Below are 12,912 nucleotides of genomic sequence, written 5' to 3'. Positions count from 1 at the left end.
AGTGGTATATTATAAATTTAGTTTAAACAAAAATAAACCAGTAACACAGATTTAAGAAACCATTTTTCGTACTTTTACATCCATATCGTGCATATCGCTTAACATATTTTACATATATTAAATAAACATTCATTAATGAAAAAGGTTTTTGTTCAACTTGAATCAGGTCGAGGTTATGGTCGTGACTTACTAAAGGGAATTCATGAGTACAATAATCAATTTTCTAATTGGGAAATTATTTTTGAACCTGCCTATTACCTCAAAACATCAAAAACAAAGAATACTAGTAAAATAATATCTCTTATGAAACCAGACGGTTGTATTATAGAAAACATTGAAGATATTGCTATGGTTACGAAATTAGGTATTCCGATAATACGAGTCAACAGCATATTAGGCCCTATTGACTGTGGTCCCTATTTAAAAGGCAATTATGAATTAGATGGACAAGTAGCAGTCAATTATTTTTTATCTCTTGGGTTTAAAAGATTTGCTTTTTTTGGTGTAAAGGGTTTATCATGGTCTGATGTTAGGTATGCTAGTTTTAAACAACAAGCGAATTTAAACGGCATTGAAGTTTTTAATTATTTAGCTAATATTAATTATAAAAAAGGATTAAGACATGAATTTGAGCATATTGTTTCTTGGCTTAAGTCCTTGCCAAAACCCATAGGTATTTTATGTTGTAATGATGATTTTGGTCAAATGTTAATTAATGCATGTTCTTTAGGCAATATAAAAATACCCTATGAAATAGCTGTATTGGGTATTGATAATGATGAACTATTATGCAATTTAACACACCCAAAACTATCTAGCATAGCGAGAAATCATACCAAAGCAGCATTTAATGCCTGTAAAATACTAGATAGAATGATGAATAATGAAATTGTTAAAGATTTTATTATTCCAACAGAACCTCTTGATGTTGTTGAACGTACTTCTACAGATACTATAGCTTGTGATGATGAAGAAGTTATTAAGGCTCTTCATTACATTAGAAATAATACCCATTTAAATTTAACTGTTGAAAATGTGGTTGAAATAACTAATATTAGTCGAAGAAGTTTGTATACCCGTTTTAAAAAAGTGACTAAAAAAACTATATTAGAAGAAATACAATTTCACAAACTCAAAAAATTTAAAGAATTACTCAAAAATCAAAATTTATCTGTAAAAGAAATAGCCTATAGTCTTGGTTTTGATGATGCTACTCATATTAGCAGATGGTTTTCAGGTATTGAGGGGGTACCACCTGTTAAATGGCGAAATGAAAACATTTAATTATAAATTGCAGTTTTTCTTGCCATACTCAAAATATTTATAACCTAAACCAAACTCTTGATGTCCTAACTGTTCGGATTTTGTTTTTTCTCCGTTAATCACATTTTTGATTAGTGCTACTATTTCGTCACCAAGTGCGTCCAGCGAAGTTCCTTCTGTAATTATTTTACCAGAGTTGATATCCATATCGCCTGAAAGATTTTGGTATGTTTTAGGATTTCCGCACACTTTAATTACTGGAGATATTGCTGATCCAACAACAGAGCCACGACCTGTAGAGAATAGAATAATTTGGCATCCACTAGCAATCATTTCTACAATCTCGGTATTGTCGTTAATGTTAGGAAAACCCCATAAAGCTTCTCCATCTGGCACCACATCCATAAAGTACAAACCTGATTCCGTTGGTATTTCTCCTGGTTTTATTAAAGCTTTTATAGGTAAACTTCCACTTTTTGAATACGATCCTAAAGATTTTTCTTCAATGGTTGTTAATCCACCAACAGCATTTCCAGCAGAGAAACTATCATGTCCCATTTTTTTATAATACTTATCTGCCTTTTTTATACAAGCCACTAACTCTTTACCTACCGTTTCGTTTTCAGCGCGTTCCGCCATTAAATGTTCGCACCCCATAAGTTCTCCTGGCTCTTCAAACATACAAATAGCGCCTTGAGCAACTAATTTATCAAATGCTTTTCCTATAGAAGGATTTGCCGTAAATCCACTGGTAGCATCAGAACCACCGCAAATAGTCCCCACCATCAAGTCTGTAAGTTTAAAGTCTACTTTATCTACGTTTTTCAATTCAGAAATAAATCCACTTATAATTTCCTTTCCTTTTTCTACAGATGTGAATGTGCCACCACATTCCTGTATCACCAGTTTTTCAACGGGTCTACCTGTTTCTGAAATGTACTTTTCTAAACCGTGTCTATTAAAATTTTCGCAGCCTAAAGACATTAATAATACAGCGCCTACATTGGGATGTGTACAAAGGTTTTCCATCATCTTATGGGCATAATCATTAGGAGCGCAGCCACTAAAACCTATTAAATGCACTTCTTGACCTTTAAATTCTGAAACAATTTGACGAGCTACATGATGCGCACATTCTACTAAATAAGCAACAACTATAACATTGCGAATTCCTTTTCTACCGTCTTTTCTTAAATATCCTTTCATTATAGATTTCAATTTTAAGCTAATATATTTCTAAAGACTCATTAAATAATCTGTTTCCATATTATGACTATGCACATGTTCACCTGGACTAATTTCTTGTGTAGCACTTCCTATAGATAGCCCATATTTTAATATTTTATCCTTTTTTTTGATAGATTTTATCGCAATTTTATGACCAAAATCAATAGCTCCTTTCAATTTAATATCTACTCCATTTACAGTAATAATCGTGTTTGCCTCATAGTTTCTTAAGGCAATTACAATAGTATCCATAGGATGTAATTGAACAAATTTTTCCATTATTATATATTATCAATAGGTTTTATTTGAGGAATCATAATTTTCAATATCAACCAAGCGAGCAAATACATAGAACTTGCAATAACAAAAATAAGGGTATAACTTCCACTAATATCTAAAACAAGGCCTACAAATGATGCGGCTAAAGCGCCGCCTATTGCTCCTGTAAAACCAGAAAGCCCTACCATTGTAGCAACGGCTTTTTTGGGATAAATATCGGACACTACTGTAAAAATGTTAGACGCCCATCCTTGATGTGCAGCCGTTGCAAGACCAATAATTACAACTACCAGCCAAAGATTATCGAATTTTGTTGCAAAAATTAAAGGTAAAACCATGATGGCACAAACTAATATGGCTGTTTTTCTAGCATAATCAATTGTTTTCCCAATTTTTATAAATCGAGATGACAAAGCACCTCCAAAAACCCCTCCAATACTTGCCATGGTATAAATAATAATAAGTGGCAAAATAGAATCCTTTAAATCAATATTTTGTGTTTTATTTAGAAAATCTGGCGCCCAAAAAAGGAAAAACCACCAAACCCAATCAGTAAAAAAACGCGACATACATATTGCATAGGTTTGCCTGTGTTTAAACAACGACTTCCACGTAATTCCATTGTCATCCGTAGATTCTACTACAGACTCGTTGTCAGATAATATATAAGCTAATTCGGTACTGGAAACTCTTTTATGTTTTTCAGGAGTTCTATAAATTAAAAGCCAAAAAATAATCCAAATAAACCCTAATAATCCTGTGATAATAAATGCCCATTTCCAGTTTAAAGTAATCGTAATTCCAACCACAATTAAAGGCGCTACAATGGCACCGATGTTTGAACCAGAATTAAAAATACCCGTGGCTAATGCGCGTTCTTTTTTGGGAAACCACTCGGCTACCGTTTTTACAGCTGCCGGAAAATTGGCAGCTTCACCAACCCCTAAAATAGATCGTACAATACCAAAACCCAAAACTGAATACACAAAAGCATGCAAAAACGCACCAACACTCCATATAATAATGGCCACGGTATATCCTAATCGAGAACCTAATTTATCTAGCATCCGCCCACTGATTAAAAGTCCGATGGCATAGGCTATTTGGAAGGCTGTAACAATATATCCATAATCAGCCTCAGTCCAATGCAAATCTTTTTCTATAAAAGGTTTTAGCAGTCCAATTACTTGCCTATCTATATAATTGATTGTCGTTGCAAAAAATAATAAAGCGACTATAACCCACCTTATTTTAGAGTCTTTGACCTTTGGATTTGCAGTTACTGTATTTGTTTTAGTTGGCATTTGTTTTAGTATTTTGTTAAATTTAGAAACCTCCAGCAGCACCACCGTCTATAGGTAGAAAAACGCCATTTACATATTTACCAGCATCAGAGGCTAAATAAAGTGCGGCATTCCCAATATCTTCTGGCTGACCAAATTTACTTGACGGGATTCTGCTTAAAATTTTAGTTTTTCTTGGTAAATCATTTCCAATCGCTTTATGAAGCATTGGAGATTCTATCCATCCAGGGGCAATCGTGTTAATTCGAACATTATCAATAGCCAATTCCGAAACCATACTTCTCATTAAACCTACAACAGCTGTTTTAGCTGTTGAATAAGCGACTACTTGTTTCATTCCCATAACCGCTGTCATAGAACTAATCATAATAATAACCCCTTGTTGTCTTGGTATCATCACTTTTGAAAACTCTCTAGTAAGGGCAAATACACTTAATAGATGCACATTTAACACCTGCAAGAATTCGCTATCTGAAGTTTCAACTGCATTTTTTTTCAAATGGGTTCCTGCACAGTTTATCAAAATATCAACCTGACCCCAACTCGTTTCTGTTTCAGTAACAAAATTTGGAACCTTATCTAAATCAGTTACATCAAATGCTTTGTAGCTACAATTTGCTCCCAGTTCTCTTTGAGCATCTATTAATTTTTCTTCGTTTCTACCAACAATTAAAACTTGAGCTCCAGCTGCTATAAATGTTTTGGCAATGCCAAGACCTATACCACTTCCTCCACCTGTAATAACCGCTTTTTTTCCTTGTAAACTAAATACTTTCATTTTATTATTTTTTACATTATTCCAAATTTATTAAAAGCTTCTACAGTGGTCATTCCTTTTTGTAAAGCTTCTAAAACTAATTTTTCTCCACGTGCTTTTTCCAAAGCTTTATGAAAAACTTCATCTTGAATTTCCTGAGGGACAATCACTACTCCATCCAAATCTCCGTAAATAATATCTCCCGGATTGATTCTAACTTTATCAATTTCTATAGGAACTCTATAATCAATAACCTTTCCTCTAGGGCCTTGGTCTTGTGCATAAGTCCCCATACTAAATACAGGAAAACCTAATCTTAACACTTCGTTTGTATCTCTAGAATAGCCATATACTACTGCTCCTGAAGCCTTAAGTTTCATTGCTCGCGTGCTCATTAATCCTCCCCAAAGTGCATAACGCAGTGATGAACCCGTACAGACATATACCTCATCTTGCTGCAAACTATCCAAAGCTTCAAACATGATTCCGAAAGGTTTGTTAAGAAAGCTATTATTAGATTTGTCTAATTGCTCCCCAAAAACATCGGCTTCAACTACTGGCATGGCTTTACCAAAAACAATTGACTTCGAATCCACCGGTTTCAATTGTGCGGGCAAAAATTGATGCAGATACCCCATTTTATCCATTACATCTCCTACCAAGGCAGTAAAAAGCTCGGTGTGTGCCAATTCTTTTAGTTCTTTGAAACTGTTGTAATATTTCATTGAATTTTATCTTAGAGTTAAATATTTTTTATTGTGCTATTTAATTTCCAAAAATAAAGACAGTAGCCATTTTAACACTAACCTATTTTCGATATTTTACATCCATTTTGTGCAAAAAAAAAAAAAAAAAAATACCCTAATAGTGAAAAATAACAAAAGGAAATCCAACCTATAAATTGAATTGCCTTTTAAAAATATTTATTATTTTATTTAAAAAGTACAGGTTTTACTCTACCTCTACATCAACTCGCTTTGCTTTTACTAAGGGTTTATTCCAGTTCACATACATAGAAACCGCCCCTTTAATTTGTCCATTTATTTTATGAGGTTGTGCATCTGGTCCAAACTCGGTTGCTGTTTTCCATTTAGACCCCACTGAATCTATATAGTCAAAAAAGAAAAAGCCATCTTCTTTAGGATACTGCCAAGCAGCTTTTTTTGCTCCTTTACCATTTACAGGATTTAATACACCTAAAGTTACATTTGTACTGTTTTTAAAAGCTAGGTTTAAATTATCTTTTAAATAAAACACAGCCCAATTCCATGGAGCAAAACAGCCTTCAAACTCTGGTGAGTTATACACTTGTCCGGGAATATTTACTTGCTTTTCAACTGCATACACATCTAATATTCCTCCTTCTGTTCTATTATTCCATATCCTTGTAGGCCCTTCTCCTAACCATCGTTTTCGTAACACATCTTTAGCATCTACCGCCATACCAATACCCGCATAATTATACGCGCCAGAAGGCAAGGTATATGCATAATCTAAAACAATTTCTCCTCCAGAATGAAGTGTCCATTTTAAATAATCAAACCCTTTTGTATTTTTAACCTCTATTACCCATTTATTACCAGATTTAGTAACAGTTGCTTTTGATAATTGGTTTGCATTATTTGTAGCTACAGAATCTACAGACTTAAAAGTTAAAAATGGAAAATTTTTAATACTTGTTGCTTTCCCATTATCTTTTACTGATAAAAGCACAGCACTTTTTGTATCGAACTTAAATGTTGTTTTATCATAATAAAAAGTAAATTTATCTTCTTTATCTTGTAAAAACATATTGTTTATAGAGGTTCTAAAAGTTGGTCGTTTAGCAGTTTTAATTGGAATGTTTTTACTGTACACCAATCCTCCTTTAGGATCATAAACCTCAATAGAAAGGGCATCATTATTTACAAACGAAGCTGGTAATAATACGTTAAGTTTACCTGTATTACCTGCTAGCACATTACCACTTACCTTACCTTTAGCTACGGTACGATGTCCGTTTATTGTACCATCTGGATTTGCAAAATTAATAAGTTTCCATTTTATATTACATTGATTAAGATTTGTAAAATAAAATTTATTAATAAAATCTAAATCTCCATTAAAATCGGCTTTAATTTTATCATTTTCTATAAACACTGGCGACCAAATTTCTCTTACCGCATAAAAGCTACCATCTTTTTCGCCATGAGGTCCAACAATACCATCAGAAGCTTTACTAAATTGATTATCGGCAACATACCCCATATCTGTGCGCATCAACCCTTCATCATTTAAAGCCCAAATCATAAGACCACCACCTACTTTAGATTTTTCAAATAAATCCCAATAGGTTTTTAGGTTTGCTCCTCCTCCTCCATCATACAAAGCATGTAAGGTTTCGTTTGGAAGATAAATATGATTGTCTTTAAATAAAGCGCGGTTAATGGTTTTATAATTGGGGTAATATGTGGTGTTTACAATATCCCAATCTGGATTATAATTGGCAAAAATATCATTGTTTTTTGCTTCATTTTTTAGCGGTCTTCTTTTTTGTATATCCCACTCAATAAATACAGGGTCTAATTCTGGATTATGCGCTATGTGATTTCCGTTACTCCAAAGAATTACAGATGGATGATTTACATCTCTCGTTACTATTTCTTTTACAATCTTTGTGCCTATTTGAGTGTCTAACGGACGGTACCACCCTGTAGTTTCATCCATAGATAACATACCTAAAGAATCGCAAAGTTCAAAGAAATAAGAGTCTGGTGGGTAATGACAAGGACGAACACAATTAAAGTTTAAATCTTGCATTAAACGTAGGGTTTCCTCCATATCAGTTTTACTAAGTGTACGACCCGTTTCTGGTCTAAAACTATGCATGTTAGCGCCTTTTAATAAAATACGTTTTCCGTTTAAGTAAAAACCATCATGGTCTCGTACCTCAAAAGTTCTAAAGCCAAATGTTTGTTTGTAAGTATGTAATACTTTTGTTTTACTTTTTAATTCGATTTTAACAGAATACAAGTTTGGAAATTCGTTAGACCAAAGATTAACTCCTTTAAAACTTGATGCTAATATTGTTTTATCTTTAGAGATTTTAGTTTTAAAAGGCTTACCAACTTTGTTATGTGCCTTATCATAAACTTGGGCGGTTATTGTTTTAGCTTCTTTAATACCATTGGTATACACCCACATATTAAAATCTCCCGTCATTTGTGCATCTATTGCTACATGCTCTATAAACTCAGCAGATACTTCTTCTATAAATACAGGTCTAAAAATACCACTAAACATCCAAAAATCGGCAAAACGTTCTGCTTCTACAATAGATTTATTAGATGATGAACTATTTACTTCAACTTCAAGATTATTTTTACCTTCTTTGAGTGCATTTGTTATTTCAAACTTAAACTCTGTAAATCCACCTTGGTGGAAACCTATATTTTTTCCATTTAAAGTTACTTTAGTATCTGTCATGGCACCTTGAAACACCATAAAATATCGCTTTGTAGATACTTTAGAAAAATTGAATGTATGTCTATAGAATCCAATAGGAGTAGTTCTCTTTTCCATTTTATCCATACCATATAGATAATAACCAAATCCTTCGGTTTCCCAATTAGAAGGAACAGGGATGGTGGTCCAAAAACCACTATTACGACCGCCACTAATTTTAAACTCCCAATCTACCGCAGTGCTAGCATCTTCGCCAGACAAATACACTTTTTTTTGAGCATTTGTTTTTAATGAAAACAAAGCTATTATAAAAAAAGCTAGAATACTTTTTCTCATTCTAAAATTATAATATTTCAAAATATCTTTTTTATTTTTAACATTAAAAAAGCAACTATAAACACCAAAGATTCTATACATTTTATTTTGCTAGCTCAACTATTTTACTAGCTTTAAAACCAATTCGATGTGCTTTTACTTTTAATAAGCTGCCTTTAGGTAATAAAAATGGTTTTTGATATATAGACCATGTTATAGGGGCTTTACTTTCTTTAGAAACAATTTGATAACCAATAGAAGCACCTTCTGTGGCACAACTAATGGTAATTAATTCTTTAGATGAATTAATTACAGGAATAGAGGTTACAGGTTGATGATCGTTTCCTGCCCAAAGTTGTTCTATAAGTTCATTTTCTGGTAAATTTGGTGTATCTCCTATTTGCTTTAACCAGTTATCCATTTCACCTCGTAACTCTTTTAATTTTTCTTGATATTCTGGGTTACTTGCTAAATTGTTTATCTCAAAAGGATCTGCTTTACAATCAAACAATTCTTCTTTAGGTTTATGATCTCTAAACCATTGCATTTGAACAGCATTTAGTTTGCCTTCATCTCGCAACCTTAACAATTCTTGCATTGTTGGTATTTTTTCTCTGTAACCAAGCGGTAAATAATATCCTTGTTCTGGTCTGTAATTTCTTATATATTTAAACTGATCGTCTCTTACTGCTCTTATAGCATCGGTTACTTCATCAAAACGATCTGCTGCTCCATAAATATAAGTACGTTCTTTTTTGGCTTTATACTTTCCTAAAAAGGCTTGACCTTGCATATATTTTGGTGGTTCTACACCTATTAAAGATAATAATGTTGGTGCAAAATCTACAAAACTAATTAGTTGATTATCTTTTTTACCTGAATTCATTTTTTTAGGAAAACGAACAATCATTGGCGTATTTAATCCAGAATCATAAATTAAACGTTTTTCTCTAGGTAACGGTCCTCCATGATCTCCATAAAAAACAATAATTGTATTTTCTAACAATCCATCATCTTCTAATTGTTTTAAAACAGCACCAACTTGCCTGTCCATTTCACCAATATTGTTATACAGTTTCCACATATCGTTACGCACAATATCTGTATCTGGTAAATATGGCGGAATATTAAACTTAGTATCTTTAGATAAATACTTAGGTGTTTCTGCTTCCGTCATTCTATTTTTAGCATCTGGTTTTCCGTTCTGTATCCATTTATAATTACGGTCACCTTCGTGGTAATGTCTTGTTTCTATTTGTCTAAACCCGTAAGGTTCAAACAACCCAGATTCATGTGTTTCTGTAAAATTAAAAACAGAAAAAAATGGTTGTCCTTCTTTTCTATTTCTCCAATGCGCATAAGCACTACTTTCATCCCAAGCAGTTGCTGGTGCTCTAAACTGATAATCTTCCTTGTAATTATTACTACAGTAATAACCTTGTAAGCGCATTAATTCGCTAATCATTTTTACATTAGAAGGCGGTACTGCTTCATACGCAGGTAAACCTGTTTGTTTAGTATTAGAGTTGGTTCTCATATGATTTGCACCAATACTAGAAGGGTACATACCTGTTGCTATGGCAGCTCTACTTGGTGCACAAACTCCAGAGGTTGAGTATAAATTAGGATAAATTACGCCTTCGTTTGCTAAACGTGATAAATTAGGCGTTTTTACTGTTAAATCTCCAAAGGGAGGAATATAAGCTCCCATGTCTTCTGTTACCAACCATAAAATATTAGGCCTTTGAGGTGCTTCTAAATTAGAAGTATCTTCTTTTTTTTCTGATGTTTTACAGCTTGTTATTAATAAACAAGCTGTAAATATTATCGATAAAACTCTCATATCTAATTTTATTTAATTTTCTAACACAAAACATGGAAGATTATACAACTATTTAGCTCTTAAACTAGCTGTTTGTAAATCTTTTTCCATAGAAGAAGTTCCAACAGAAATTGTAAAAGTACCAGGCTCTACAACTTTTTTCATTTGTTGATTTAAAACATTTAATTCATTAAAACCTAAATTAAAGCTTACTGTTTTTGTTTCTCCTGGTTTTAAAGTAATACGTTTAAAACCTTTTAACATTTTAAGATAACGCCCCACAGAAGCATAATCATCTCTAACATACATTTGTACCACTTCATCTCCTTCTCTTTCCCCTGTATTGGTTACTTCTACAGAAACAGAAGTAGTACCATCTATAGCAATTGTAGTGTTTTCTAATTTAGGAGTACCAAGTTTAAATTTTGTATAACTTAAACCATAACCAAAAGGAAATAATGGTGTTTTATCTACATCTCTAAATAGACCTTTACCTGATCCAATAAAATCTGGACGTTCTAAATAAGTTACCGGTAATTGCCCCACAGATCTAGGAAAAGAAACTGTTAATTTACCACCTGGATTTACGTCTCCAAAAAGAGCATCTGCAATAGCATCTCCAGAACGCATACCTAAATACCAAGTTTCTAAAACAGAAGGCATATTTTCTGCTATGTAGTTAATAGATAATGGACGCCCATTAATTAAAACAACAATAACAGGTTTTCCTGTTTTATGAATCGCTTCTACCAATTCATTTTGAACTCCATATAAATTTAAATCTGCTCTATCTGCACCTTCACCACCTGTTCTACGAGATCCACCAACAACAAGTACAACGGCATCAGAATTTTTAGCTGCGGCAACTGCGTTAGAAAAATCTGCTTTTGAGTTATTTAATAAATCACACCCTTTTGCATAATTAATTTTTACATTTTCTCCTACTTTACTTTTTAATCCATCTAAAACAGAAACATAATAAGGAGGTAAACCAGAGTAGCCACCTAATAAAGAATAAGTACCTTTTTCTGGTCTATTTTCATGTGCATTTGGTCCTATAACGGCTAATGATTTAATTTTAGACATATCTAATGGCAATAAATTATTATCATTTTTTAACAAAATAATTGCCTTTTTAGCCATTTCATAAGCAAATTCTTGATGCTCTTTTTTACTAACTACTGCATCTTTTTTATATCCTTTAATATTAGATTCAAACAAACCTAATTTATACTTAGCTGTTAAAATTCTAGATGTAGACTCATCTATATATTTTACTAAAGAAGAATTTTTAGTTAAAGTATCTTTTAAAACAGTAGAATGATATGTGTATAATTCTAATGGCTTACCTAAAACCAAATCCATATCTACCCCTGCTTTTAAACCAAGTATTGCTGCTTCTTGTCTAGTTTCTGGTATAAAATGCATGGTTTGTAATCTACCAACATCATTATTATCTGACACTAAAAAACCATCAAAACCTAACTCATCTCTTAAAACATCTTTTAATAACCACTCATTCATATGACATGGCACACCGTTAAAATCTTGATGCCCTGGCATAATACATCCTACTTTTGCTTCTTTTACTGCTGCCTCAAAAGGAGGTAAATATATTTCTCTTAATCTACGCTCAGACATATCACTAAAACCACCGTTTATACCACGACGATTTTCTGGATAACCAATAAAATGTTTTGCTGTTGTTAAAACATGGTTTTTATCAAATCTCTCATCTCCCATCCCTTGCATTCCTTGTATAAAGGCAACACCCATTCTAGAAACTAAATAAGGATCTTCTCCATAAGATTCTTCTACTCTACCATATCTACCATCTCCAGAAATTACATCTAAATTAGGAGAATAAATATGTGTTACATTTTTTGCTCTTGCTTCTAAAGCTGTTTGAGAAGCCATTTTTTTCACTAACTCTGGGTCCCAAGTAGAACCTGCTGCAATTGCTTGTGGATAAACCGTAACTCCATCCATCCATAAACCATGTAAACCTTCTCCAAATTTCATAAAAGGTATCCCTAAACGCTCATTTGCAGGTGCATCTTGAGTCATTTCTGCAATTTTTTCATCTAAAGTCATTTTGCTTACTAAGCTTTTAACTTTTGCAGCAATTTCTGAATCTTCTTTACTTAAAGATTGGCTTTCGTTTTTTGTTGAATTACAGCCAATTAATGCGACTAGGGCAAAACCTACTAAAACTATTTTTCTCATTAATCTAATTTATTATAATTAATTGTTTTTATTTACTTTAGACTTCTTTTAAGAAGTATCTTTTTAAGATAAACTGCAAATTAATTGATATCATTAAAATGATATCAAAATCTAAAAAATGTCACTTCATCGAAATTTAATGCAAGATAAATTTCATAAACTAAAATAGCACCCTGCACTGTACTGCTCCATACTGTATAAGTAATCTAAAATATTAAAATAAAAAAGGCCGAAATAAAAAATATTTCGACCTTTAAAAATTAATTTAAATTAAT

The 12,912-nt window shown here is 32.6% G+C and carries 9 protein-coding genes; 1 reads left to right on the top strand and 8 read right to left on the bottom strand.

Translation table 11 applies throughout. The features are described from left to right. Nucleotides 1-135: 135 nt before the first annotated feature. On the top strand, nt 136-1,284 hold the full coding sequence (locus WG951_RS00925) for a DNA-binding transcriptional regulator (protein ID WP_105048343.1): 1,149 nt from the start codon (nt 136-138) through the stop codon (nt 1,282-1,284). On the opposite strand, the gene WG951_RS00920 is transcribed toward WG951_RS00925, so the two are convergent. The 8 genes from WG951_RS00920 to WG951_RS00885 all read right to left on the bottom strand — a co-directional run bounded on the left by WG951_RS00920 (nt 1,285) and on the right by WG951_RS00885 (nt 12,637). After that, on the bottom strand, nt 1,285-2,469 hold the full coding sequence (locus WG951_RS00920; RefSeq protein ID WP_105048342.1) for a UxaA family hydrolase: 1,185 nt from the start codon (nt 2,467-2,469) through the stop codon (nt 1,285-1,287). It lies immediately after the preceding gene. Between the two features lie 30 nt (nt 2,470-2,499). Further along, nucleotides 2,500-2,742, bottom strand: coding sequence for an SAF domain-containing protein (locus tag WG951_RS00915; RefSeq protein WP_170062876.1), 243 nt, complete (start codon nt 2,740-2,742; stop codon nt 2,500-2,502). A 29-nt stretch (nt 2,743-2,771) separates the two neighbouring features. Continuing rightward, on the bottom strand, nt 2,772-4,073 hold the full coding sequence (locus WG951_RS00910) for an MFS transporter (RefSeq protein ID WP_105048340.1): 1,302 nt from the start codon (nt 4,071-4,073) through the stop codon (nt 2,772-2,774). Nucleotides 4,074-4,095: 22 nt separating this feature from the next. Further along, on the bottom strand, nt 4,096-4,851 hold the full coding sequence (locus WG951_RS00905; RefSeq protein WP_105048339.1) for an SDR family NAD(P)-dependent oxidoreductase: 756 nt from the start codon (nt 4,849-4,851) through the stop codon (nt 4,096-4,098). An 11-nt stretch (nt 4,852-4,862) separates the two neighbouring features. Then, a complete protein-coding gene (locus WG951_RS00900; protein WP_245893477.1) occupies nt 4,863-5,519 on the bottom strand; it encodes an RraA family protein in 657 nt (218 codons plus the stop codon). A 262-nt stretch (nt 5,520-5,781) separates the two neighbouring features. Next, nucleotides 5,782-8,610 carry a glycoside hydrolase family 2 protein gene (locus WG951_RS00895; RefSeq protein WP_170062875.1) on the bottom strand — a complete coding sequence of 943 codons (2,829 nt, stop codon included), beginning with the start codon at nt 8,608-8,610 and terminating at the stop codon, nt 5,782-5,784. A gap of 82 nt (nt 8,611-8,692) precedes the next feature. Beyond that, the gene (locus WG951_RS00890) at nt 8,693-10,432 is read right to left on the bottom strand and encodes a sulfatase family protein (RefSeq protein WP_105048336.1); all 1,740 of its coding nucleotides are present in this window, start codon (nt 10,430-10,432) and stop codon (nt 8,693-8,695) included. A 48-nt stretch (nt 10,433-10,480) separates the two neighbouring features. After that, on the bottom strand, nt 10,481-12,637 hold the full coding sequence (locus tag WG951_RS00885) for a beta-xylosidase (protein ID WP_105048335.1): 2,157 nt from the start codon (nt 12,635-12,637) through the stop codon (nt 10,481-10,483). Between the last annotated feature and the right edge of the window lie 275 nt (nt 12,638-12,912).

The organism is Polaribacter butkevichii (genome assembly GCF_038024105.1).
Lineage (GTDB): Bacteria > Bacteroidota > Bacteroidia > Flavobacteriales > Flavobacteriaceae > Polaribacter > Polaribacter butkevichii.
Note: the sequence above shows the minus strand (reverse complement) of the source record. Positions and strands in the feature narration are given on the sequence as shown.